The sequence below is a fragment of the Sporosarcina sp. FSL K6-1522 genome (assembly GCF_038622445.1).
Taxonomy (GTDB): Bacteria; Bacillota; Bacilli; order Bacillales_A; family Planococcaceae; genus Sporosarcina.
Genome location: NZ_CP152019.1, coordinates 2,069,985 through 2,094,848, shown reverse-complemented (window position 1 = coordinate 2,094,848; position 24,864 = coordinate 2,069,985). Strand labels below are relative to the sequence as shown.

29 protein-coding genes, 1 other RNA gene, 1 riboswitch and 1 other annotated feature are annotated in these 24,864 nt (G+C 41.9%); of the genes, 10 read left to right on the top strand and 20 right to left on the bottom strand.

Annotation, left to right across the window (positions count from 1 at the left end; translation table 11 throughout):
• Nucleotides 1–105 precede the first annotated feature (105 nt).
• Complete coding sequence (gene metA, locus MKY34_RS10195) at nt 106–1,014, bottom strand: homoserine O-succinyltransferase (RefSeq protein WP_342515052.1); 909 nt, start codon at nt 1,012–1,014, stop codon at nt 106–108.
• A gap of 97 nt (nt 1,015–1,111) precedes the next feature.
• A riboswitch (SAM riboswitch) is annotated at nt 1,112–1,220 on the bottom strand.
• 253 nt (nt 1,221–1,473) lie between these two features.
• Between metA and MKY34_RS10190 the strand changes: the two genes are divergently transcribed.
• Nucleotides 1,474–1,653 carry a hypothetical protein gene (locus MKY34_RS10190; protein WP_342515051.1) on the top strand — a complete coding sequence of 60 codons (180 nt, stop codon included), beginning with the start codon at nt 1,474–1,476 and terminating at the stop codon, nt 1,651–1,653.
• A 92-nt stretch (nt 1,654–1,745) separates the two neighbouring features.
• Here the strand turns inward: MKY34_RS10190 and MKY34_RS10185 are convergent, their stop codons facing one another.
• From MKY34_RS10185 to MKY34_RS10130, 12 genes are all read right to left on the bottom strand, one after another.
• Complete coding sequence (locus MKY34_RS10185; protein WP_342515050.1) at nt 1,746–2,102, bottom strand: hypothetical protein; 357 nt, start codon at nt 2,100–2,102, stop codon at nt 1,746–1,748.
• Between the two features lie 32 nt (nt 2,103–2,134).
• Nucleotides 2,135–2,788: an SIMPL domain-containing protein gene (locus MKY34_RS10180; RefSeq protein ID WP_342515049.1), complete on the bottom strand. Its 654-nt coding sequence runs from the start codon at nt 2,786–2,788 to the stop codon at nt 2,135–2,137.
• Nucleotides 2,789–2,823: 35 nt separating this feature from the next.
• Nucleotides 2,824–3,408, bottom strand: a complete 585-nt coding sequence (locus MKY34_RS10175) for a nucleotidyltransferase family protein (protein ID WP_342515232.1) — start codon at nt 3,406–3,408, stop codon at nt 2,824–2,826.
• Between the two features lie 53 nt (nt 3,409–3,461).
• A complete protein-coding gene (locus MKY34_RS10170) occupies nt 3,462–3,971 on the bottom strand; it encodes a GNAT family N-acetyltransferase (protein ID WP_342515048.1) in 510 nt (169 codons plus the stop codon).
• A gap of 89 nt (nt 3,972–4,060) precedes the next feature.
• Entirely contained in the window at nt 4,061–4,603 is a 543-nt protein-coding gene (locus tag MKY34_RS10165; RefSeq protein ID WP_342515047.1) for a short-chain dehydrogenase, read from the bottom strand.
• A 135-nt stretch (nt 4,604–4,738) separates the two neighbouring features.
• Nucleotides 4,739–5,188: a GNAT family N-acetyltransferase gene (locus MKY34_RS10160; RefSeq protein WP_342515046.1), complete on the bottom strand. Its 450-nt coding sequence runs from the start codon at nt 5,186–5,188 to the stop codon at nt 4,739–4,741.
• A gap of 125 nt (nt 5,189–5,313) precedes the next feature.
• A complete protein-coding gene (locus tag MKY34_RS10155) occupies nt 5,314–6,186 on the bottom strand; it encodes a YitT family protein (protein WP_342515045.1) in 873 nt (290 codons plus the stop codon).
• A gap of 37 nt (nt 6,187–6,223) precedes the next feature.
• A complete protein-coding gene (locus MKY34_RS10150; protein ID WP_342515044.1) occupies nt 6,224–6,703 on the bottom strand; it encodes a metal-dependent hydrolase in 480 nt (159 codons plus the stop codon).
• A gap of 105 nt (nt 6,704–6,808) precedes the next feature.
• A non-coding RNA gene (gene ssrS, locus MKY34_RS10145) (6S RNA) lies at nt 6,809–7,003 on the bottom strand.
• Nucleotides 7,004–7,168: 165 nt separating this feature from the next.
• Nucleotides 7,169–7,798, bottom strand: coding sequence for a hypothetical protein (locus MKY34_RS10140; protein WP_342515043.1), 630 nt, complete (start codon nt 7,796–7,798; stop codon nt 7,169–7,171).
• A gap of 210 nt (nt 7,799–8,008) precedes the next feature.
• Nucleotides 8,009–8,641: an exosporium glycoprotein BclB-related protein gene (locus tag MKY34_RS10135; protein WP_342515042.1), complete on the bottom strand. Its 633-nt coding sequence runs from the start codon at nt 8,639–8,641 to the stop codon at nt 8,009–8,011.
• Between the two features lie 238 nt (nt 8,642–8,879).
• Entirely contained in the window at nt 8,880–9,788 is a 909-nt protein-coding gene (locus MKY34_RS10130; RefSeq protein WP_342515041.1) for a hypothetical protein, read from the bottom strand.
• Nucleotides 9,789–10,059: 271 nt separating this feature from the next.
• Here MKY34_RS10130 and MKY34_RS10125 point away from each other — a divergent pair, with 271 nt between their 5' ends.
• The 5 genes from MKY34_RS10125 (at nt 10,060) to MKY34_RS10105 (ending at nt 13,220) form a co-directional block, all read left to right on the top strand.
• Nucleotides 10,060–10,722, top strand: coding sequence for a hypothetical protein (locus MKY34_RS10125; protein WP_342515040.1), 663 nt, complete (start codon nt 10,060–10,062; stop codon nt 10,720–10,722).
• Between the two features lie 94 nt (nt 10,723–10,816).
• The gene (locus MKY34_RS10120; RefSeq protein ID WP_342515039.1) at nt 10,817–11,383 is read left to right on the top strand and encodes a hypothetical protein; all 567 of its coding nucleotides are present in this window, start codon (nt 10,817–10,819) and stop codon (nt 11,381–11,383) included.
• The gene (locus MKY34_RS10115; RefSeq protein WP_342515038.1) at nt 11,376–11,672 is read left to right on the top strand and encodes a hypothetical protein; all 297 of its coding nucleotides are present in this window, start codon (nt 11,376–11,378) and stop codon (nt 11,670–11,672) included. Before MKY34_RS10120 ends, MKY34_RS10115 begins: the two co-directional genes overlap by 8 nt.
• 51 nt (nt 11,673–11,723) lie before the next feature.
• The gene (locus MKY34_RS10110) at nt 11,724–12,545 is read left to right on the top strand and encodes a hypothetical protein (protein WP_342515037.1); all 822 of its coding nucleotides are present in this window, start codon (nt 11,724–11,726) and stop codon (nt 12,543–12,545) included.
• Nucleotides 12,546–12,662: 117 nt separating this feature from the next.
• The gene (locus tag MKY34_RS10105) at nt 12,663–13,220 is read left to right on the top strand and encodes a DUF1273 domain-containing protein (RefSeq protein WP_342515231.1); all 558 of its coding nucleotides are present in this window, start codon (nt 12,663–12,665) and stop codon (nt 13,218–13,220) included.
• A gap of 52 nt (nt 13,221–13,272) precedes the next feature.
• Here the strand turns inward: MKY34_RS10105 and MKY34_RS10100 are convergent, their stop codons facing one another.
• Nucleotides 13,273–13,419, bottom strand: coding sequence for a hypothetical protein (locus tag MKY34_RS10100; protein WP_342515036.1), 147 nt, complete (start codon nt 13,417–13,419; stop codon nt 13,273–13,275).
• 457 nt (nt 13,420–13,876) lie between these two features.
• Between MKY34_RS10100 and MKY34_RS10095 the strand changes: the two genes are divergently transcribed.
• The gene (locus MKY34_RS10095) at nt 13,877–14,602 is read left to right on the top strand and encodes a glycerophosphodiester phosphodiesterase (RefSeq protein WP_342515035.1); all 726 of its coding nucleotides are present in this window, start codon (nt 13,877–13,879) and stop codon (nt 14,600–14,602) included.
• 40 nt (nt 14,603–14,642) lie between these two features.
• On the opposite strand, the gene MKY34_RS10090 is transcribed toward MKY34_RS10095, so the two are convergent.
• From MKY34_RS10090 to MKY34_RS10070, 5 genes are all read right to left on the bottom strand, one after another.
• Complete coding sequence (locus MKY34_RS10090) at nt 14,643–15,344, bottom strand: gamma-glutamyl-gamma-aminobutyrate hydrolase family protein (RefSeq protein WP_342515034.1); 702 nt, start codon at nt 15,342–15,344, stop codon at nt 14,643–14,645.
• A gap of 49 nt (nt 15,345–15,393) precedes the next feature.
• On the bottom strand, nt 15,394–15,711 hold the full coding sequence (locus tag MKY34_RS10085) for a thioredoxin family protein (RefSeq protein WP_342515033.1): 318 nt from the start codon (nt 15,709–15,711) through the stop codon (nt 15,394–15,396).
• Between the two features lie 95 nt (nt 15,712–15,806).
• Nucleotides 15,807–16,343, bottom strand: coding sequence for an XRE family transcriptional regulator (locus tag MKY34_RS10080; RefSeq protein WP_342515032.1), 537 nt, complete (start codon nt 16,341–16,343; stop codon nt 15,807–15,809).
• A 209-nt stretch (nt 16,344–16,552) separates the two neighbouring features.
• Nucleotides 16,553–17,779, bottom strand: a complete 1,227-nt coding sequence (locus MKY34_RS10075) for a DUF819 family protein (protein ID WP_342515031.1) — start codon at nt 17,777–17,779, stop codon at nt 16,553–16,555.
• A gap of 18 nt (nt 17,780–17,797) precedes the next feature.
• Nucleotides 17,798–18,796 carry a membrane dipeptidase gene (locus MKY34_RS10070; protein WP_342515030.1) on the bottom strand — a complete coding sequence of 333 codons (999 nt, stop codon included), beginning with the start codon at nt 18,794–18,796 and terminating at the stop codon, nt 17,798–17,800.
• Nucleotides 18,797–18,969: 173 nt separating this feature from the next.
• Between MKY34_RS10070 and MKY34_RS10065 the strand changes: the two genes are divergently transcribed.
• Nucleotides 18,970–19,962 carry a M23 family metallopeptidase gene (locus MKY34_RS10065; protein WP_342515029.1) on the top strand — a complete coding sequence of 331 codons (993 nt, stop codon included), beginning with the start codon at nt 18,970–18,972 and terminating at the stop codon, nt 19,960–19,962.
• Nucleotides 19,963–20,011: 49 nt separating this feature from the next.
• Here MKY34_RS10065 and MKY34_RS10060 read toward each other — a convergent pair whose 3' ends face one another.
• The gene (locus tag MKY34_RS10060; protein WP_342515028.1) at nt 20,012–21,028 is read right to left on the bottom strand and encodes an LLM class flavin-dependent oxidoreductase; all 1,017 of its coding nucleotides are present in this window, start codon (nt 21,026–21,028) and stop codon (nt 20,012–20,014) included.
• A gap of 381 nt (nt 21,029–21,409) precedes the next feature.
• Nucleotides 21,410–21,649, top strand: a binding site (T-box leader).
• Nucleotides 21,650–21,950: 301 nt separating this feature from the next.
• Between MKY34_RS10060 and MKY34_RS10055 the strand changes: the two genes are divergently transcribed.
• Together MKY34_RS10055 and serA are read left to right on the top strand one after the other, a co-directional pair.
• A complete protein-coding gene (locus tag MKY34_RS10055) occupies nt 21,951–23,111 on the top strand; it encodes an alanine--glyoxylate aminotransferase family protein (protein WP_342515027.1) in 1,161 nt (386 codons plus the stop codon).
• Nucleotides 23,112–24,698 (top strand): phosphoglycerate dehydrogenase, encoded by a 1,587-nt coding sequence (gene serA, locus MKY34_RS10050; protein ID WP_342515026.1) that lies wholly within the window; start codon nt 23,112–23,114, stop codon nt 24,696–24,698.
• Nucleotides 24,699–24,864 lie beyond the last annotated feature (166 nt).

Here is a 24,864-nt window from a genome sequence, read left to right as displayed (position 1 = left end):
CCGCGGGCCGACAGAATGTCGGTCATGCAACCGTCGCCACAGGACGTGGCGTACCTAGGTTGCCTTCTTCTTTAGCTTGATTCAGCTGGGGTTTGCTGAATCAAGTTATTCCCAAACATATGGTGTTTCTTGGTACACATAGTAATTGAGCCAGTTAGAAAATAATAGATGCGTATGTGAACGCCATGTGTTCAACGGCTCTTGAGACGGATCATCGTTCGGGAAATAATTTGCTGGTACATCGATGTCTATGCCTTTTTTCAAGTCGCGAGCATACTCTTCCGCCAATGTCGTCGCATCGTATTCTAAATGACCTGTAATCATAATATGTTTATTATCCTTTGATAAGATAATAAATGCCCCTGCGTCCTCTGACTTTGCAAGCACATACAAGCGAGGATCTTTTTCAATATCTTCAATAGAAACCGATGTATAGCGCGAATGAGGTGCTCTAAATTCATCATTAAAACCACGTGACAGATTAATGGTTGGGTCCGATAAACGATGCGTAAAGACACCTGAGCATTTTTTCGGCAACTCAAATTTTCCGATGCCGTAGTGATGGTATAATGCCGCCTGCGCACCCCAACAAATATGCATAACGGATGTGACATTGTCTTTCGTCCAATCCATAATACACGTCATCTCTTCCCAATAATTCACATCTTCAAATTCCAAATGTTCGATTGGAGCACCTGTAATAATCATGCCGTCAAAACGACGGTGTTTGATCTGCTCAAAGGTCGTGTAAAATTGGTCTAAGTGTGATTTACTCACGTTTTTCGATTCATGTGTTGCCATATTCATAAACGTCACATCCACTTGTAACGGTGTATTGCCTAGCAAACGTAAAAGCTGCAACTCTGTCCGTTCTTTTTCCGGCATCAAATTCAAAATGATAATATTCATCGGACGAATGTCTTGAGATGTCGCACGTTCCTCATCCATAACGAAGATTTTTTCCTCTTTCAGTAATTCCCCCGCTGGCAATTTTTTAGGTATGTTAATTGGCATGCGTCTTCTCTCCCTTTTCATTGATTTATGTAATTGGGCATAAAGAAAACCCTCTTTTCGATATGACAAGAAAAGAGGGTTCGCTTTAGGCGCTCAGTTCTTATCTCTCAAGACAAAAAATCTTGTTGGAGGTAGCACCTTTCTGACAATGTCAGAGGTTGCTGAAGCGTCATCGGGCCATTTCCCTCGGCTTCTCTTGATAAGAATATTCAATTAGATTCCATTATACTATTAAACTTATAATTGTAAACCTTCTTTTTTCGGATAACTGTCGGCGATAACGCGGATTGTCAGGGAACTTGCAGGAACAGTCAGTGAAAACGTGCGAACTGTCAGCGAAAAATACGTCAATTCAAACAAACATGTTTTCTGTGTTCACTTGAAGATTTTTCATCGAATAAAATCGATGTTTGGGTAACATATTAACGAAGTACTAAATGGTTGAAAGGAGCTTTTGCTATGGGAAGAGACGATCATAAAGGTGCTGGAAACAATTCACGTTCATTGCCCCAAACACCGAAAACGCAAAAAATTAAACCAAGTGATATGAGAGAGGAGATAGCTCGCGAATTCGATGAATTGAGTAACCTCCGCCCTAAGCGAGAGCGTATGAATCCAAACGAACGGAAGCGAAAATGACGCATTTGAAGTTCCGTCGTTAATACCTAAAACCAAACCCCGCACAGTGGAAATACTGATGCGGGGAATTATTGTCGTCATAAAATAGAGCATCAACGGGATTTCTTGAGTATCCAAACAAGACCAAGCGTTAAAACGCTTGCAAGTGTAAGAATAAATTTCAAATCTATAATCGGTTTAAACGTTACCCTATGTGTATCAATCTCATACACACCTAAAGGCTTGACCGAAATCCGACCTCCGCCACCCTCACCTTGTGCAAATGGAGAATCGCTGGAATATCCTCCGCCCCCTCCAACCATATAATGAACTTTCGCTACAGGCAGGACGCGTTTATGTTCCAATTCAATGGGCTCACCATACACCAACGACACATCTTTATGCCGAGAAAATTTTTCAAATAGCCTTCCAATGGGTGATCGATAGACAACCGTTTTTTCAGTTTCCACACTGTCTGCCTCTCTCATACCAGTCATTCCCTTCAATATTGAAATTGTACATTTACTGTTGCACGAATCATAATCTGTCCTTGTTCAATCGGCGTTGAGTTGTTTGCAGCTGCTGCGAACATACGCGGTGCTGCAACAACAGGCTCACTCTTATACTCTTCAACAATGTTAATCGGCGTCGGATCAAGCGGAAGTTGCATCGTCTTAGCCATCGTTTGCGCCTTCGCTAATGCGTCTTTTAGCGCGAGACTCAATGCTTGTTGGTAATGCAATTGTTCATGTTCCACTGTAAACTGTACATTCGAAATTCTGTTTGCACCATTTTGAACAGCAACATCTATCACATTTCCGACTTGGTCAATCGCCTTCATCGTTACGTTAATCGCATTGGTCACCTCATAGCCCCGCAGTAGTTGCTTACCTTCAACAAAGTCGTATTGCGGAAAAACGGTATAAGAAGCGGTTTGGATATCCTCCCTAACAATCCCCAATTGTAAGAGCGATTCAATCACTTGATTCATCGCTTGCGCATTTTCCTGTTGCGCTTTCTGTAGCTCTGTATTTTCGGTACTGACCTCCAAGCGAATTTGAACGGTGTCTGGTGCAAGTGATAAGCTACTAATCCCTGTAACCGTCATCACCCGACGTTTCGGGGGTGTCAGTTGTTGGATATAAGGATAATACATAGGTCTCCACCTTTCTTACGGTTTATGTAGATTCATTAAATCCGATTAACATCCCAACCTATAACATCAACCTGTCCCCATATGGATTGCCAATTCTTTTTCCGAACTCTCTCTGCGTAAATCAGCATCCTTTCCTCTGATTCAAAAAAATAAGGCGTCGGCCTGACGACTAAATTCACAATATCTTGTACTCCATGAGGCGCAGTCAAGATGACATGATTCCCTTCATCTAGCTTGACACCTAAAGCGGTCGCCGTTTCTGGAAATTTTGCGATAGCATCTTCAGCTGAAGTATAAGGGGGGATGCCATTCTCAATATGCATCCTTGCCTGATTTTTCACTGACCAAGGGATTGTAGGCATTAAATCCTTCAACTGCTCTTCGAGTCTCTTCTCTTCCTTTTCTTCGACTATTGCTTGATCGTAATAAATTACGTCAATATCTGGCAGTGGTGTCTTCTCATCAAAATCATGCAGCACGTCCCAAATTTTAGAACGAACAAATCCAGCACAAACCCACCAATCCGGTAAATTTAGCAATTTTACACTTGCCAATATATCCATCATCCACTTGTCTTCCTGAATAAAAGCAAGAATATCATCCTTATTTCGAATTTGCATCGTCAATTCATTACTCCTTACTATCTACTTATTACAAGTTCATCGTATATTTTTTAAAAGCACGAAGAAATATCGGCCCAACCATACGCAGTTTCACTCAACTGCTTACCCCCAATTTCGATTTCCTCCGTGTCAATCGTTTTCCCCCCCAACGCTTCATAAAAACGACAAGCTGGATTTTCCGTTAGCACCCATATGAGCATCGAATTCAATTTTTTCTCTTGTAAATCATCCACAACAGATTGAACAAGTAGTCGCCCTATTCCCTTTCCTTGGTATGCTTCTAAAATATAAATAGCGTACAATTCCCCTGTATACGCATCATATTTCCCAGTTCGTTCTTTGCCACCTATTGAAAAGCCAATAATCTGTCCTAGGCCATCTTCCGCTACATATAGATTATTTTCCTGAATAGCCCCTTGCCAAATGACCTCCCGTTCCCCGTAAGAAAGACTGTTCAAATAATCCTCCGGAACAATTCCTTTATAGGTCGTTCTCCAACTGTCTACTTGTACCTTTGCGACTGCAGTAACATCCTCTATCTTTGCTTTTCGAATGAACATTACATCTAATCCTTTCTATCTCGTGCTTAAAAGTCAGTGTTAACCGTTCGAAAGATAACACCGTCTATACAGATTTTCAATCCCGCCTGTTAATAAATTGGCCGCGCTTCGTAGGGATGAATTTGACCTATTATTCCTTCCGCCTCATCAATCGTTATTTGTTTGATGACGCCATTTACAATCTCTTCGTGTGTAAGCCAGCGTGAACCAACGTCTTCCACGACAAAACCTAAAAAAACTTTCCGGTAGATACACTGACTTGGAATTCGGATGGGCTCATCTTCGAAATACCGCCGGCTCCCCTTTATATGAAATAGACGAAAAGGTTTGTCTCCTATATTCATTTCGCAAATACGTTCAAGAGTGCTGTAATTTTGTGTCCAACTGACAATCAGATTAAACGGACCGCGTTCTTTAATCGCCTTCTCAATTTCACGAAACACCGCATCCCCGTCACAGTCGGTTATAAGCGGAAAGATAGAATTTGGTGGACTGCCCGATTGTAGCCCTTTAAACTTCAATTGCGTACGCCCAATAACTGAAACAGAATAGCCTTCACATGCAAGATCAACACAAACCCCTGCAAGCATGCCAGTCCCCCCGATAACGAGCGCATGATTAGTTCTTTTCATGTATTCACCCCGTTTGAAAAAATACGACATAAGAATTATTCCGTTTGGCAACTGACAAACATCATTTCTCAAGTTACGAAACGGAGTTTCACATCAATACTCTGATCTATCTGCTTTCCATTTCCACTAATGCCACTACCTCAACTTCATCACATGCGTCGTCTCAGACGCAGTATCATCCAACTCAAATCCATTAGCTCGATAAAAGGCATCTGCCTTCGAAGATTCTGTCCGTACCGTCATCTCATTGAATGTATCGCACGCATGATTGATAATTTCTTTAAGTAAAAGTGAACCAACTCCTTGCCGCCTCACATCGTCCAATACATAAAACCGTTGTAAGCGGGCAGCTTGCGGATTGTTGGCAAACGGCGATTGATTAACACCCCCGATGGCTACAACATCACGATCGTCATTTTGAACAGCAAACAACGCTTCCCCCGGCTTGTTAAATCGATTTGTACCATCTTGAAAATCATTGACCAAGCGTGATAAAAAACGGTAGCCTTCCGCTTCACTTTCCTGCACTAATCGAGCAATTTCAATCGCCCGTAAATCCTCAACCCGTACTACTGAAAACGCCATACCGATTCCCCCTGTCGAATGATTGCAATATATAGTTAACTTCAACAATCGCATTGGAATAACCTTCATTCTTCTATAAACAAAAACAACCCGCCTGTAATCACACAGCGGATTGTTTTATGCTTCTATTTCACTTCATCCTCATCAAATTGTGCCCGTGAAAATCCTCGGCCAAGGATTTCAGATGCATTCAGGAAGATGACAAATGATGTCGGTTCATATGTTTGCAACAACTTTTTTAAATAGACGGCCTCTGATTGTTCAACAACACATAAAATCATCGTTTTTTCTTGATTGGCATATCCACCAATCGATTTGATTTTCGTCAAGCCACGGTTGATTTCATTTTTAATAAGGGCTTGGACTTCCTCTTCTTTATCGGTAATGATGAGCACCAGTTTAGTCGGTGATGTTTGCAATTGGACGAAATCAATCACTTTGCTGGTCACGTAAATCGCGATCATCGCGTATAGTGCCAACTCAAAGTTAAAGACGAATGCTGAAGTCAAAACAACAAGTCCATCGACCAGCAATTGTGAAAAACCACTGGAAAGGCCCGTGAATTTCTTCACCAATTGTGCAATCAAAGCCGTTCCACCCGTCGAGCCATTCCCACGGTAAACGATACCAAGCCCAACACCGAGCATAATTCCCCCGTAAATTGCACCTAATAACGGATTATCAACGCCAAGCTTCATATCCGCCGTCAACCAAATGACAAATGGCACAAAAGTTGTCCCAACCAACGTTTTTAAACTGAATTCCTTGCCGACCAAAATCACGCCCAGTAGCAATAATGGCAAATTAATAGCCCATTGCACATAAGCCGGATTGAATTGGAATAGTTCATGGAGGATTGTACTAATCCCCGAGACGCCACCCGCTGCCAGTTTCGACGGCAATAGAAAGATATTGAATGCCAAACCGACTAGTGCAGCTCCAAAGATAATTTGTATGTATTCAAATACAATTGTTTTCCCCAATTTTTGTCCACCCATTTTATAAATCCCCCTATTTCAACCTTCCCATTACTGCTTATAAATAGAAACGAAATGCCTCATACCCAAAATAAAAAGACAACAGCGTCAATGCGCTGAATACAATTGTCTCCACTTTGCTTCCTGTTTTCGTCGTAATTGGCAAACGAACCGTCAGCTTAATTGGAAACAATAATTTAATACCATTTTTCGTCGCCATATCCAATAGATAGTGGCTCACCATGCCTACCAATATCCCTGCTGTCACCGCTTCAAATGGCATGAACGCATTTAGTATCGCCGCCATCATCACTAAAAATAGCAAACTGTGTGTAAATGTTCGGTGGCCGAACAGCTTATTGACCAATTTCGCTAACAGCGGCAATTTTCGCCCAATCTTACTACCCGTGTGACAAATATCCGGAAGTAGCGCGCCTACGACACCTGCCGCTAGCATAATAATCGGATCATGATTTGTGAATTGTGCATAAGCAAGACTTGCTGCAATACCGCCTACGATGTGGGTGTTCCCTGTCATGCTAATCTCCTTTTCGAACTATTTCCTCCAAAACTTAACCAAAAAAACACCATCCACTACAGGATGATGTTTGTCTGAAAACCTATTAGTTTCAATGGTTCTTATGTATAAGCCGCCTTTGCCGTATAGTATTACAATGAAGTTTTAAACCACCACTCCTCAAAGTGGGTGTTCGCAGAAACAGTCCTGTCTGTCCTCATTATCGAAAGAATGAGGCCTGCCATTCAAGTTTCTAGATAAAACTCCCTTTTACAGCTTAAAGGTTAAAACTTAATGTTTATACGAACAATGCAGCTTGTAAATTGATTATACATCATTTAAAACAGAGATTCAAATGGAAAATAAATGGATTTTTAATACAGGAAATTTCCAAATCCAAAAAGCCCTTTCAGATTGCTTACTTAAATGAAAGGGCTGATTTCCCTACCTACTTCCTCTTGATCTTTATGTCGATCGCAACAGTCTTTATTCGATAGTTAATCCTGCACTTACTCTCCCTTGAAGATTACCAACTCCAACTGCCCCTACCTCAGTCAATGAAAATACCATCAACAAACGGTCTCCCGCCTTTACGAGTACCGGTGGGAAATTGTCATTCTCTCCATGAATTGTAGTGCCTGCGATAATGTTACCTGTTAAGGGATTTAAATCTACAGTTGCATTTGTAGCAAAGAAGCTAGTACTTCCTGCAGTTGCACGATAAATTCTTGCGTTGACAATAAATATTCGATTCCCAAGGTTGAATGTAGAAGGTTCAGTATAAGACGCAGAAATAGCTGTTAAAGCGCCTGCTCGGGATACTGAGAAGGCTTCGTCCAATACAGTCGCAACATCTATCGAGCCGAAAAGCGGACCCACCACGTCAATAGCCGCACCAAATCCGATGAAAGCATAATTTAAAGCTGATCCGATTGCATTAGTAGACAAATTGACAAGCGTTTTACCAGATGCATAGGGAATCATCGTACCAATGCGAACTGGAGGGGGCGCACAGGCAGCTTGAGGGGCCGTAAAAGGTCCAACTGCCTTGCATACATTTCGCGATTGGTGATGGCATCGATCACGAAAACTTTTAAAGGAATCATTAGAATTCATCTTAAACTCTCCTTTCTCCACTATCCTATTCAAACCCTTTATTTTGTCAGGGGCTTGACTAAAAAACAGTTGCCCTGTTGTAGCGTTATAAAATTTCATTCATTAGAAAAAAGCCCTTTCCATCGTTGAAATGAAAAGAGCTGGTTTGCACCAAAAAATGATTCATTTTGAATACTTTCTCTCGATTTTGATATCTAGAACAATTGCCAATTACGCAATCGTGATACCTGCACTCGCAGTACCTGTTACTACACTAGCTAGACCAGCTGAAGTTGTCGAGAACGTCATTAACAAACGATCTCCCGGATTTACAGCTAATGGCGCAAAATTTGATGATGTCCCCTCAACTAGACCTCCTACAGCTATGAGGTTGATGTTCGGTGCTAGATTAACTGCTACATCTGTAGCAGTGAAAACTCCACTTCCTGCTGGTGCATGGTAAAGTCGTGCAACAACCGTTGTCGCTCCAGTCACTACGAGGGCAACTGTTGGTGTAAACGTTGCCGAAATAGATGTTACCGTGCCTGCTCGTGGAACTGAGAATGATTCGTTTAATAGACCACCAATCGCTCCTGTCAAATCGATTGTATTGCCAAGAACACCTGCAGTTGGTATATTCGTACCGAATGCGACTAATGAGCCAGTACTCACTAAATCATTTAAAACTGAAGTCAAGACCATTGGAGTCAAACCTGAAGCGAATGGGATAACCGAACCCTTAATAGCTGGTGGTAAGATACAAGCTGCATCGATCGCATTGAATGGCCCAAAGTTCTTACAATTCACCTTACCATGGCGTTTAGAACCACAAGCTCCTGAATTACATCCATGATTACAAGTCATATTAACACCTCCTTTCCTCCTTATCCTATTCAAGGTGGTAGCAGGGCGGACGGGCTATCAACCATTTTCTTGAACAGTTTTCCAGTTACTCCAATGGCATATAAATTTCGCCGGACTCCGGTCTAACTAGCTAGACTCCATCATCCCCATGCTAAAAACGGCCGCCCCGACAATCAGTCAGAGTGGCCGTAAATTAAGAATTAGATTTGTTGACCCGAAGAACTTATCTAGATAGAGCCTACCATCTCTTGCGAAAAAAGTTGAAAATCGATAACGTTTCTTTCGGTTTATGCTCTTGTTGTTGTTGTGTTTCATCCGTGATTTCACTCTGGGATTCCCCCTTTTCAATCAGGGCTTTCTCCTCCTCAATTGAGACTTCTTCCTTCGCAATTACCACTTTCTCCTCCTCAATCGAAGTAATAGTAGGCAGACTATCCAAATATTTTTCTACTTCTTGCATTTTTTCAGGTTCAGGACTCTTCGTAGAAGTAGGACTAGTGGAAATCTCATTGACGCTAGTCACTTGATTTTTTACACGCTTATTAAGGTGAATCGTTGATTTTGCATGAACATTTTTGTACAGACCATTATAGATTTGGGACGGATGAGTGCCGATTGCAGGAAAGCTTTTTTTGTTAAAGCCCTGCTGCTCCTCTGAATACTTCTCTTGCAAATCCATGCTTTCTATAGGTGTTACACGCTCTAATGGCTCTTGAATGGCACTAGCCCTACTAGCCCTTCCAAAGAGACTTTGAAGTTGCTGATACGATGGTGATTGGTTCGGTTGTTGATTTGCAACCTCCCCCCTTATCATCCCCGTCTTTTCCCCCACTTCCCCGTCAGCAGTGACAATAGAATTTTGTCCCTCCATCACCTCTATTGTTTCGCTTTCAACGCTACTCTTATGCTGTGTCATTTTATTTATTATTAATGAAAGATCTTGATTCAACTCCTTTACAGTTTGATTAAGATCACCCATTTGCCCTGAAAAATGGTTAATTTTCCGCTCATACTCCTCCATCTGTGTACCTTGTTTGTCATCCCCTGAATTTCTTGTGTTCAACATGGTTAAAGTGTCTCGATAGGCCGCAACTTTCTGCTTCAGTTTTTCAATGTCTTCGACAGTGTATACCTTAGCATCCTCCATCACTTTTCACCCCTTTGTGTACAGTACTATTCTATTGATATCATTTTCAGTACGTGACAAATTGACACCCTTAACATTAGATGACAATAAGATACAGTACCGGATTCTCCGGATCTACCTCCTTCGATGTCGGTGGCACTGATTACTTATCGTCTGCTCTCTTGCATGTGCAAGAAAAAAGTTTCGATAATGTATTTCCGCGCCCATACAAGAATTTCTTTGCATCATATGCTACGACAGAAAGACAAAAAATTTGGAGGTGTCTGCAAGCATGCAAGATAAACAGCCGTGTGATGGCAAAGAACTAATTTGTATCAATGTCGACAAGGTGTATGATTGGATTGTGAAAGAAAATTCGTTTGATCTTTCCCCAACGGGTGCTCAATCTTTCCCAAGAGTAACCGCAATGACAAATTTAGAAGGTGCGACCGTTACATGCGACGTAGCTCCCGCTGCATCGAATCCAATCATCATCCTACATCGTGAAGATCGACCATTTTGCATCGATGGAAAGACTGTATGCCTTCAACAGCTGACGATACAGAAGAATTTTGTTGTAACAATTATCGTCACATTACCAAATGGAACGATGTTTACAAGCGCAGAGATTCCGGTTTCTCGCTGTGAGCAAGTTACCTTGTGTGCACCTGAAGGCACTGAGGTGGAAGTTACGTACACAGAGTTAGATTGTTTCGTATGTACAACTGGTAGACTCACTGCAGGTGATCAGACAATCACGTTTGGCGCCCTATCCCTCTCCGTAACAACTTGCCAAAGCATCCAATCGACATTCCCAGTAACTGTTGAATTCCTAGCAGATTTCTGTGAACCAAGAGAGGAAATACCAACGATGTGCCCTGCACCAATGCGCCCGAAACAATGCCCTTCTGTTTTCCCTCATGAGGGTCACGGCCACGGCAATTGCTGTCACTAATATCGGGGAATGGTGCTAACAACTAACATCCAAACATACTGTAAAGAGAGGATATTCCTCTCTTTATTTTTTTGCAGAAAAGGGGTAGAAAATCATGAGCAATGATGTGGGAGACAAGATTGTGCAGCTCCATCAACAAACAAAATCCTACGTAGATGAAATCAAAAAATGGGTTCATGCCAACCGCGAGTCTAACAAATCCGCAATCATTAGTTACTTTACGTATTCATTAAACATTTCTCATAATCCTGAACATGAAAGCTTATGCCTCGGTTCTTATCATGTACAAAATATCGGCAATCAGCCGATTACCAACCCTTATATATGCATCAAAATTCCAACCGATTCTCCATTCTCCTTTTCCGGAAGGTATACCTATGAAAACTTCAAACAATCATTGAAAAATGCCGGGGGATGGGAACGACTTAATGACAAAGCCAATATAGAAGAGTTTTGGCTTAAACCTTCCGGAAAAACAGTGATTGCCCCAGATGAAACCATTTCATTTTCCAATTTTCAAATCAAATGGATAGCTAACGCGGATTACGCAGGCAGCATTATGGGATTTGCATTTAGCGATCAACAAAAAGAGGGCGTTACCGTCATCAATCCTATCAATCTCAATGGCACTGTGCATAGACAGGAGGAAAACAATGAGTGAAGTACATGGCAATGAACAAGATGTATTCGTCAAGCATATACTCCGCCAGTTTATGAAGGAACAGCTACATGAACGAACAGAAGATAAGAAGGATAATAGTTTTATTTTTTTAGAAAACCGTACATTGAATATGTTAATCATCTATATGCTGATGAATAGCCAGCGTTTCACTTCTCAAAATGATAATCGAGATGCTCAAGTGGAAATATTAGAGGAGCTTGAACGTATCATAGTCGATAATAAAAAAGACTTTGAAGAAATCATCACCTTACTCAAAGAACAATTCTAATCGTTCACTAAAGCAAACTTCCCGAAATAAGCTGTGATAGGAGGTGTAAATATGAATAGTGAATACATCAAAAATCATGACCCCCTCCAGCTCCAACAAATGATTATTTTCCTAAAAGCGGAATTAGCCAAATATAAACAGGAAGTGCAAAAATACAAAAATAGCTATCACTATTCATTAGTCGAACGATTTACAGAAGAAAATGAGCAACTAACGAATGAAAATAAGGTGTTAGTTGAAAAGCTACATATGGTATCCGAAGCATTCGACAAGCAATCCGGTGAGTATCATGAACTCGAAGCAAAAAACAAAGAATACATCACTACAATTGATGCTTTGCAAACAACCAAAACCGATTTGCAGACGGTAAATACACAACTCACTACAGTCATTTCCCAGTTAAAAAACAAACCGACTTCCCCTCCATCCAGCGACAAAAAACATGACAAACAAGTCGCTGCCCTACATAGCAAAATCGCACACTATCAAACGACCATCGAAAAACTCGAAGCGAGACTCATTCAACTTCTCCAGGAAGTCCATCAACAGTGGCTCAGCCAAATTGAAATGACCAATCAAGAACGCAACCAATATGAAACGAAGCAACAACAGTTAGTACAAGAAATAAACGAAAAAAATACGACGATTGACAGGCTTCAGCATGAGCTCGCAGATGTAAAACGACAACAAATAGACTTGACACCTGCGATTGACGAGCTAGACCGGCAAATTGCAAAACTGTTAGCTCAATCTTTAGCCTATGAACAACAGCTAAATGCCAAGTTGCTCGTGTTGAATACGTTAGAACAACAAATAGATCAGCTTACCTTGGAAATCAATCCGCTAACAGCTCTCCCTTCCGAAAAAAATTAGAGTCAAGTTGAAGCACTATCTGCACATAGCTGATTTCTGTTAAACTAACGATAAACTAAACCGGCTTCCGCTAGGAGCTGGTTTTTAGTACATATAGAATTGTAGGAGGCGAACATCATCGTCAAACGACTAGTTGTCACGGGATATAAGCAACATGAGCTTGGTATATTCGATGACAAGCACCCCGGGATTCGATTTATAAAAAAAGCATTGGAAAAACGGCTTGTCGCCTTGATAGACGAAGGGTTGGAATGGATTATTATCAGTGGGCAATTAGGCGTTGAAACGTGGACCGCGGAAGTTGTCATCGAACTGAAAAAGGACTATACGGAGTTAAAATACGCTGTCATCACTCCGTTCCTTGAACAAGAGAAAAATTGGAATGACACAAAGAAAGAAAAATACTACAGTATTGTTGCACAAGCAGATTTTCATACCAGTCTAACAAAAAGACCATATGAGGCTCCTTGGCAATTTATCGAAAAAGATAAGTTTTTCATGCGTAATTCCGACGGTATCCTCATTGTCTATGACGAAGAAAACGATGGTTCACCGAAGTTCGTCAAAAAAGCAGCAGAACAATATGCAGACCGTTCAGACTATCAAGTCTTCACCATCACTGCCGATGATTTGCAAGCAATTGCGGAAGAAGAGCAACTAAGTGAATGGCATTGAATGCGATGCCAGACATCCAGTTGCTCTTTTGTATCAGTGGCTAGTCTGAAGATTAAGTGGTCTTTTTTGATTGAGCATTGTTCTTCTTTGCCGCCTCATTTTGACCAATCACTTTCAAATCGTCTACACTTCGATCATAGCCGTAGCCATACGTTTCGCGATCCTTTTCCGTGTTATTTTTGTTGTTTTTATCACTCACCGCTACTCACCTCCATCACGAATAGCGTGTTCCAAATAAAGCATTCCATACAAACCTTCCATCTTATTATTGACAATTCCTGATTTCACTGATATAATTTATTCCGTTAACACATAGGTAACTGTCAAGATTTGAATATCTGGCATTCTACGTAATGTTTTTGAGCATACTTATTCACACTGGCGCGGCTAAAGGGTCGCAAGGACGCAAAAGTTGGTAGGGTTTGCGTTGCTTAGGTTAGAAAACACCCAGTGGAACAATGACCGCGGCACTGAAAGTTTGATCCTTTCTACGGAAATTATTCCCCGAATTATCGGGATGAAAAATATCATTCAAATCTACAATGTTACCAACCAAACAAAGGGATGTTCTCAATCGAGGACATCCCTTTTCCAATGGTATTTACATCGACGATTGGTGCATATTACAATAAACGAAATTAAAAGGAGGTTAAAATTTGGATATTTACGCACATCGCGGTTCATCTGGAACCCATCCTGAAAATACACTAGCCGCCTTTCGTGAGGCAGCTCACCTTCCCATCGCGGGTGTTGAATTCGATATCCATCTCACAAAAGATGGCGAACTCGTTGTCATCCATGACGAATCGATTCATCGGACATCCAACGGCTCTGGTTTTGTAAAAGACCTAACACTTGCGGAGCTAAAAACGTATGATTTCGGAAGTTGGTTTGCGCCAAACTTCCAAGATGAACGTATCCCAACGCTCCAAGAAGTGCTTGAATGCTTTTCAAATACGCACCACCGCTTAAATATCGAACTCAAATCCGATATTTTTCCGTATGACGGAATGATTGAAAAAGTGGTTGACATAATCGAAGCTATGCAATTGCATCGACGTGTCATTTTATCCTCCTTCGATCACAGTGCTATTCAAAAAGTGAAACAACTCGCTCCACATCTAGAAACTGCCGCTCTAGTTATGGAGGTGCTGGTGAAACCGCTCGACTATATGCGTACTATTCCCACCGATGCACTCCATCTATTTTTTCCGACAGCGCTGCGACCTGCCATACAAGAAGTGCTAGCAGAGAATATCGCTGTACGAACCTTCACCGTCAATGAAGAACTATATGCCTTAGCCTTAAAGAACATTGGTGTCCAAGCCATTTTCACAGATTATCCGGAAAAAATGTTGACATTTTTGCATGCAAAAAGCTGAGCAAAATACGCCCAGCTTTTCGTCATCTCTTCTTATCACTTCACTTACACGCTCCGATAAATCGTTCAAACAGCCCAAGCGAAACAGCATCAGCCTTTGTTGCTAGTAACTCAGGATGCCACTGCACACCTACTACAAATTGCTCGCCCGTCCCCTCTACCGCTTCAATAATGCCATCGCTCGCGACAGCCGTCACTTTAAAGGCGGGTGCCACATCTTTCACAGATTGATGGTGAAAGGAATTCACTTGAATTCGCTCGCTTCCTGCAATCGCTTCAAGTACGCTCCCTTTTTCCAGCTGAACAAAATGAGACGGGTGGGATCTCGGCGCTTTTTGTGCATGTTGCAGCATTTGTTCTTCGTTTTGTTTATGTAAATCTTGATATACGGTTCCCCCGGCCGCTACATTCAAGATTTGCACACCTCTGCAAATACCCAATATTGGTTTTTCCGTTGTGAGCATGTAACGAGCAAGCGGCAGTTCACAAGCATCTCGGCTTGGCGTCACTTCTCCAAGATGTGTATGCGGCTCTTCATTGAACAAGATCGGATTAATATCATTTCCCCCTGTCAATAAAAGACCATCTAGGCTATCCGCTACTTGTTGGACATCCCCCTCAATACCAACCGGAATGATGAACGGCAATCCCCCTGCACGGAGAACAGCCTCCACGTACTCACTATTGACAAAAAGCTTATCCTCTTTCGTTACATCTGTGGTAATCCCAATAATCGGTTTCATCTATATTTCCCCCTTGTTTCTTCACGTGAACTTGCATAAATCCCCCAAATTACGCCGACAAGCTGTTCAAGAATTCCTCAATCTCGGCTTGTGTTTTGCGATCCTTACTAACGAAACGCCCTGCTTCTACACCACTATGGAACGCAATAAAGCTTGGAATGCCAAAAATATCAAGCTCACCACATAGATCAATGTAGTCATCACGATCGACATAGATGAATGTATACTCCGGATAATCCGCTTCGATACCAGGTAAAATCGGCTCAATTACACGGCAATCTGGGCACCAGTCTGCAGAAAACATAAAAATTGTGCGTTCCTCATTTTTCAGCTGCTCAAATTGTTCCATCGATTGTAGTTTTTCCACGTTCAATCACTCCTGTTATTTAGTAAATGAATACAAAACTCATTGTATCATTCCCAGCACTACTATTTCATATTTTCAGTGAATTAACCGTAAAATTAGAGCACTCGTCCTGTCATTGCCCAGATGGAAGTCGCAGTTTCACTTGAATGGTTGAAAAAGCGATGGGGGGTTGTACTTTTAAACCGAATGCTATCGCCTTCTCGCAAAATGTATTCTTCCTCCCCAAGAATAATCGTCATTTCACCTTTAATGACATAACCACACTCTTCGCCAGAATGCTCTATCAGTTGCGCATCCTCTTGTCCCGCTTCCAAATCAATCATAATCATTTCAATAGTCCCTTCATTAATAGGCGTTAATAATTGATATTTGGAATGCGACTGTGGAAATGTAATGATTTTCCGTTCATCTTTTCGCACAATTTGCGTCGTTTGTTCGTCCGTCCCTAAAAGGGTGGATATAGAAACATCCAATCCTTTACAAAGTTTGTACAATGTCGTTAAAGTTGGATCCGTATTTCTTCGTTCAATTTGGCTAATCATACTTAAACTGACACCCGATTTTTCGGATAGCTCTTTCAGTGAAAGGTTCTGCTCACTCCGTAATTGCCTGATTTTTTGTCCATCAAACATAACATCCCCCCTCTTCTGGTCTATGATTTCCATCATCATATCATATGAAATGCATAAGGCACACAGATACAGTTCATATACCTCAAAACGAACCCGGCAGTTCAAAGACTACCAGGTTCGCCCTATTTCAATTACACCTTGGCGTAATTGCATCCAATTTTTCTCGAGCCCAGGACCTATGAGATAGGATTGAACTTCATTCCTCCCTGTTAAATCATCGTCGCAAACCACAGTCCTAACGTAGTGCCAATATAGTTCCCTATGATATAACCGATTGTTCCAACAACTAAAATCGGTCCAATCAAGTTCTTCCAACCTTTTGCGATTGCCATGGCTGCTGCAGTAGTCGGACCACCGATATTCGCATTACTCACGAGCAAAATTTCTTCCAAATCATATTTTAATAGCTTCCCTGCCGTCAGTGAAACGAGCATATTAATCCCAACGATAATCGCAACGAACACGAGTAATAATGGCGCATTTTGGACAATAAGTGGAATCGACGCGGGTATCCCTATCACCACAAAGAATAAGTAAATAAGGAATGTCCCAATTTCCTGACTCCCATTGATGCTTGCAAAGTATTTTGGAAAAATAGCGAGCGCTAAAAACGTAATCGTTGTCAGTATTAAGTATTTATCCCCGAAAAGACCTTTTAATAAATTCATTCCAAATGACACATCGTCACCCGATGGGATTAGGTCTCCCAAAAATGCTGCTAGTTTAAAAGAAACGATGACGAGAAAAAAGGCCGTCCCCACCGATAATGCTATATCTTTTAACGATATCTCATTGCGTTTCCAAAAACTTTCCGCTAATGTTTTACCGTCATTGACAGCATTTCCACTTTCCACACTTAACACATGTGGATGTGTAAAACGCTTTCTGAAAAAATTCAAGGAAGGAATAATCATCAACACAACGAAATAAATAGCCATCATTAGATTGTCCGCAACAATTGTGGCGGAAACCATTTCACCTGGTGTTTCAAATTTCCCTGTCATCGCCGCAAAATTCACGCCTCCACCTACATAGGAGGCACTCATCATTGCACCAATTTTATCGAGGTATGGAATATGATCTTTCAATAAAAAGAAACTAATAATTGTACCTGCAACTGTACCGATTGAGCTTAGTAAGAAGATGATTAACAGTCTTCCACTCTCTTGCCAAATCTTTTTGAAGTTCACATGAAATAATAATAATGGAATCGCTAACGGGATAATAAACGTCCATACAGCATCGTACACGGGTGATTCGGTCGGAATTACTCCTGTATTCGATAAAATAATTGCACCCACAAGTGCGATGATTGCCCCTGAAATTTTGCCTGCCCAACTATATTTCTGTTCTAAAAATATACTAACTGCCGCCCACACGACAATAATTCCCCATAGCGTAATCATATCATCGGGTTGAATAAGCGTCTTTTCCATTTCCATTCCCCCTGTAATTTATAGCCTCATATTTTGTTCAATAAAACGATAAGCATTATGAAAGCTAATTCCCTCTATTTCTTTAGTTGAGAAACCTCTAGCCACCATTCTATCTAGTAAATCTGGTATTTTTGTGACATCCTCTAAACCAATTGTGCCTCCTGAGAACGGTGCCCCTAAATTATATGCGGATAAATAATCGATAAAATCAAAACCAAATGCCACGTATTCCGGACCAACAAGGTCAGCAATATACGCTGCATGATCGATAAAACGATCTAACGTTGGATTCACCTTGTCTACAAAACCAGAGTAAGCATTCAATCCGATAATTCCTCCGCCTGCTGCAATCGCTTTTAGCTGATTATCCGACAAGTTACGTTCATGTTGACACAGCGCTTGCGCATTGCTATGAGAGGCAATAATGGGTTGATTGCTTACATGATGCATGTTCCAAAATGAAGTCTCGTCAAGATGAGAAGCGTCAAGAATCCAATTCATTTCATTCGCCTTCTGCACAGCTTGCTCCCCGTATTTGGTAAGCCCATATTGAGTCGGCTCATTCTCGGATCCCGTGCCACTCGCCAAGAAATTCCACTCATTCCATGCAAAAATAGCATGTCTTACTTTTTCTTCATGGAGTTCGTAGAAAGCGGTTTCAATATTGGTCCCCATCGTCTTACTGCCCCACTGCTCTATAAAACTTACTCCTTCAAGCCCCAAAAATAGATTGATTTTCTTAGAATTTGCGTCCTTCGTCATCTCCTCTACTGACCGGCAAATATTTACATGTTTTGACGTACATAAATCTTCCATCACAAGCTGGAAAATGGTTCGGAATCTTGTAATCGGGTCCTGACGAAATGTAGGTTCAACCCAAAAGACACAAATGATTGAGTCTACACCGCCTTTTACTAAGCGCGGATAATGAATTCGGTCAAAAACATCTTTTTCACCATTATTCCTCCGCCAAGCTATATCCGTAAACAGATCCGAATGCATATCAAATATTCTCAACAGCACCACCCCTTTATTGAATACTCTATGTTTTAATATATCATAATTTATTCTGTATATTAAAACAAGTGTAAAAGTAAATCATCCGTTCCCGATGATTTCCAATCACTGTCTACTCATGAAAACAGCCAATCAGGGAATCGTATAAGTACGTAGCAAAAGGAGGTTTTTCCGTGCGTCACTGGGTGCTTTTACCGACGTATTTTACCGTTTGGTTCTTGCTGTTTTTCACAGTTGTTTCAGCGAATAATGAACCAACGAATGACGACATGTTAGAAGAGCGTATGCGTCTCTATTTACAATTTGACAACATTATTGTCCCTTGGCATTACTTAGCCGCCATCGATCAGTTCGAACGTAATATCCAACAAGTTCGGACGGATATTACGAAAAAAGAAGGACCAATTGCCATTCAATTTTCGGAAGAGTTTTGGACGGGAGCACTCAATCCCGATAAAAAAGATACGTCGCCTGACTCCATCGCTTTTTTTGACGGACAAGGGCTCGACGGTAATGAAGATGGGGTGGCAAATGCAAACGACCCCGAAGATATCCTCTACACGATGGCCACTTTTTTAAGCAGCTACGGGCAAACGGAAAAAGGCTTCCAATCCGCTTTATTGCATTATTACGAGCGAGCTGAGACCGTTAACCAAATCCTAACAATCGCTCAATTATATCAACATTTTGAGACAATCGATTTAGACGAACATGCCTTTCCCATTCCAACCAATTTCGATTACAGCTACAAAGGGACATGGGGTGCAAGCAGGGGCTGGGGCGGCAGAAGGATTCACGAAGGCACCGATTTGTTCGCCGGATATAGCACTCCAGTTCGTTCTACATCTTACGGCATCATTGAAGTCATGGGCTGGAATGAATATGGCGGTTGGCGTGTCGGCATTCGCGATAATCACAATACGTACCATTACTTTGCCCATTTAGCGTATTTCAATAAGGGCATGAAAGTCGGAGACATCGTTGAGCCCGGAACGATTATCGGCTATGTCGGCAGTTCCGGCTACGGGAAGGAAGGAACATCTGGTCGTTTCCCGCCCCACCTCCATTACGGAATGTATAAATATAACGGGCGCACCGAATGGGCTTTTGATCCATACCCTTCCCTTCGAATTTGGGAACAGCAAGACAAACAAAAGAAAAAATAAGTACAGCCACAATCCGAATCAGATGGATTGTGGCTGTACTGTTATTTGATTAATTCATCATTTCTGCAACAATTTCATACGAACGCAAACGTTCTTCCTGATCGAAAATCTGTGAGTTAATGATGAGTTCATTTGCCTTCGTCTCTTGAATCAAACGCATCAACTTTTCCCTGACCGTTTCTGGACTCCCGACAATTGTTGAACGAGAATCGAGCGTTTGTTCAATGGCCACTCGTTCCTGTGCAGACCACACTTCATTCATATTATCGATTGGCGGTTGTAATCGCGTTGGCGTCCCCCTCGTTAAACTAAGAAATTGTTGCTGTTGTGAAGTCGCCAACCAGTGTGCTTTTTCATCTGTCTCTGCGGCGATGATATTGACACCAAGCATCGCATACGGTTCTTGAAGATATTTAGATGGTTTAAAGTTTTGATGATACAACTGCAATGCCTGCATCGTATAGGCAGGTGCAAAATGGCTAGCGAACGAAAAAGGTAACCCTTCCTGTGCCGCCAATTGTGCACTAAAACCACTTGAACCAAGCAACCAAATCGGAATGTCAAGTCCCTCACCTGGGAATGCGCGAACACGGGCGTCTCGATTCGGTTCAAAATACGCTTGAAGTTCCGCCAGTTGTTCCGGAAAATCATTTCCGCTACTTTGCAAAGTCCGACGCAATGCATAAGCAGTTGCCTGATCTGAACCTGGTGCACGACCAAGTCCTAGGTCAATTCTTCCCGGATAAATCGATTCAAGTGTCCCGAACTGCTCGGCAATGACCAATGGTGCGTGGTTTGGTAGCATAATCCCGCCCGAACCAACGCGAATACTGTTCGTTGCACCTGCAATATGACCAATCAGTACGGATGTCGCGGAACTGCCGATACCCGGCATATTATGATGTTCCGCCAACCAATAGCGATTGAAGCCCCATTTCTCCACATGTTGCGCCAGCTCTACACTATTTTTAAAAGACTGTCTTGCATGACTGTCTTCGTTTATGGGTGAAAGATCCAACACGGAAAGTGCTGTTGAATTAAATATCTTACTGTTAGCAGAATACAACTACATCCACTCCTTTTTTATACTCATCAAAAATAATACAGCTATTTGTCTCAACTCACTACCATTCCGACTTCATGGGAAAGAAAACGGTTACAGAAAAAAGAAGTGGCTGTCATTTATCAAACTAAAGTAAATTCAGTGCTTGACAATTGATTTTCATTTGTTATGATAAGTTTTAACTTCATTCAGCAGAAGTCTTCCCCCTTAAAAGTGGTGGGATAAATGCTACATATGTACTCTTTCAAAGTGAGTTCAAACCCCTGCTGAATCAAGTTAAAGCCTCCGGCGGATGTCACAGATTTTGAAAGGAGTCAATCGAGCAAGCTCGATTCAAAATCTGGACGCAATTACGCCAAGGCGTAATTTAATTCCATAGCAACTTCAACTGTAATGATGGAGACATGCTTTAGGTGATGAAATCTCAAGAGAGCTGATGGTTGGTGAGAATCAGTGATTTCAACGTAAAGTAGCACTCCGGAATAGATTGGCTGAACTTTGTAGTAGGTCAATCCGTCCCATGCGCGTTAAGCATGCTAACGAAGACTGTCGCATGCGAATTTTAGCAACTGACAGTAAATCAGGGTGGTACCGCGTGAGCTAATAAAGCTTTTCGCCCCTTACATGTAATGTGTAAGGGGACGGAAAGCTTTTTTTATCTTTATTTAGCAGAAAACTCTCACCTCATAGGTGGCGGGATGAATGCGGTTGTATTTCTCCCTGTTCAAGGGTGTTCAAACACCCGCTGAACAAAGATAAAGCCTCCGGCGGATGTCACAGATTTTGAAAGGAGTTAAGGAGGGCAGTCTAAGATACGCGACGTCTTGTCGCAACGACTGCATGACCAGCATCGTGCTGGCCTCAAAATCTGGACGCAATTACGCCAAGGCGCAATTGATTTTAAAAAACTAGGAGGAGATTAACTATGTTACAAGATCAACAACTACTAAGAATTCCAGGACCAAGCCCGATTCCACCGAGCGTTCAGCGCGCAATGAGCCAACCAATGATTGGCCACCGTGGGAAAGAAACATCTGCAATGCTACAAGAGATTGCTCCGGGACTAAAACGCGTATTTGGCACGAAGCAAGATGTTGCGATTATTACCGGTAGTGGAACAGCGGGCTTAGAAGCAGCTGTCGTTAATACAGTCAAACCAGGTGATGAAGTACTCGTCATCGTAACAGGCGCATTTGGTGATCGTTTCACAAAAATCTGTGATGCCTACAACATTAAGTCCCACCGTTTGGATGTTGAATGGGGCCAAGCGTTACAACCAGCAGACGTCAAAGAATTTGTTCAAAATCATCCAGAAATCACTGCTGTTTTCTCTACATATTGCGAAACATCTACGGGTATTTTGAATCCTATCAAAGAATTAGCAGCTGCTGTTCGTGAAGTATCTGATGCTCTAATCATCGTTGACGGTGTGTCTTGCGTTGGTGGTGTTGCAACGGAGATGGACGACTGGGGCATCGACATTATGGTAACAGGTTCTCAAAAAGCTTTTATGCTACCAGCGGGCCTAACATTTATCGCAGCAAGTGAACGGGCTTGGACAACGATTGAATCCAATCCACAACGTGGTTTTTACTTAGATTTAACGAAATACCGCGATAACTTGTTGAAAGATACAACACCTTTTACACCTGCGTTGTCCCTACTGTTCGGGCTGCAGCAAGTACTTCAGCTTCTCGATGCAGAAGGCTTAGAGCAAGTGTACGCACGCCACACATTAATGATGAACATGACACGCGCAGCTTTTAAAGCATTGGACATTCCTTTATTGACAACTGATGAAGATGCTTCTCCAACTGTAACGGCTGTTAAACCAGAAGATTTTGACGCTGAAGCATTCAGAAAAGTCATTAAACAAGAGTTTGGGCTCACAGTTGCTGGTGGGCAACAACATTTGAGCGGCAAGATTTTCCGTGTCGGTCATATGGGTTATTGTTCTCCAGCTGATGTACTTCAAACGATTAGCTTGATTGAAATCGGGCTTGTGAAAGTCGGCAAAGAAATCGAATTAGGCAAAGGTATTGCAGCTGCACAACAAGTTTACTTACAAGAAGGAGTGTTGATTTAAATGGCTTATAATATTTTAATTAGCGACCCACTCAGCGAAGATGGTATTTTCCCATTACGTCAAGCAGAAGGTTTCAATATTGTTATGGATACAACGAACACACCAGAAGAACTTGCCGAAAAAATCAAAGACTATGATGCTTTGCTCGTCCGAAGCCAAACACAAGTGACGCGTGAACTCATTGAAAATGCGACGAATTTAAAAATGATTGGACGTGCGGGGGTTGGCGTCGATAACATCGATTTAGATGCGGCAACTGAAAGAGGGATCATTGTCGTCAATGCGCCAGACGGTAACACGAACTCTGCCGCGGAGCATACAATGGCAATGCTCATGTCACTTGCTCGTAAAATTCCACAAGCATTCAATTCATTAAAAAATGGACAATGGGACCGTAAATCATTCATCGGTGTGGAATTGAAAAACAAAACACTCGGTGTTGTCGGCCTAGGACGAATCGGTGCGGAAGTCGCAGCAAGAGCCAAAGGACAACGCATGAGCGTCATTGCATATGACCCATTCTTAACAGAAGAAAAAGCGAAAAAAATGGGCATCACGTTAGGTACAGTAGAAGAAGTGCTAAAAGCAGCTGATTTCATCACGGTCCATACGCCTTTATTGAAAGAAACGAAGCATATGATTAATAAAGAAGCATTTGAAATCATGAAAGACGGCGTACAAATTGTCAACTGTGCGCGCGGTGGAATTATCGATGAAGATGCATTATACGATGCGATTGTATCGAAAAAAGTTGCAGGTGCTGCGCTTGACGTTTTCGAAACAGAACCATTTGTTGATCACAAACTGCTAACATTGCCAGAAGTAATTGCAACACCTCACTTAGGTGCAAGTACGATTGAAGCACAAGAAAGCGTAGCGATTGACGTGAGCCGAGATGTGGTAAACTTCTTCAACGTTGGTTCCGTTCGCAATCCAGTTAACCTTCCTTCTGTATCAAAAGAAGTGCTTGCAAAAATCGAACCATTCTTTGATTTGGCGGAGAAACTCGGGATTTTCTTATCTCGTCTATCTAACAAAGTCATCGAAGAAGTGAATATTTACTACTCAGGTGAACTAGCGGAGTCTGACGTACGGCCACTGACACGTAACACACTGAAAGGTCTATTAACACGCAATCTTGGCAATCATGTCAATGATGTCAATGCGAAGTTCCTTGCAGAACGTTTCGGCATAGCGGTGAATGAACATAAGACATCTACAACAAAAGGTTTCTCGAATTTAGTGACAGTCGAAGTCACAACAGCAAGTGGCATTCGACGCGTCTCAGGAACATTACTGAACGGACTTGGTGCACGTATTGTCAAAGTCGATGACAACTTAGTCGATATTAGCCCTGAAGGTCATCTACTGTTTATCAAACATAAAGACCAACCAGGTGCAATTGGACGTGTAGGAATGATGCTTGCTGCAGAAAATATCAACATCGCAACGATGCAAGTAGGTCGATCTACAGTCGGCGGCAATGCCATCATGATGCTAACGGTCGATCATCATGTTGCAAAAGAAAACGTCGAGCATTTAAAAGCGCTTGAAGACATTTATGATGTTATCGCGATTGATCTATAAGCTGAGATAAAAAAAGAACACTTCATCTCCTAGTGTGAGCTAGGTTGATGAAGTGTTTTTTGTACTGACAATTTCACGGTTTACACGGACAGTTAGCGGACTTTCACCGACAATCCAGCATCATGACATGACAATCCCAGATGAGTAACCCGAAAAGAATCGAGCT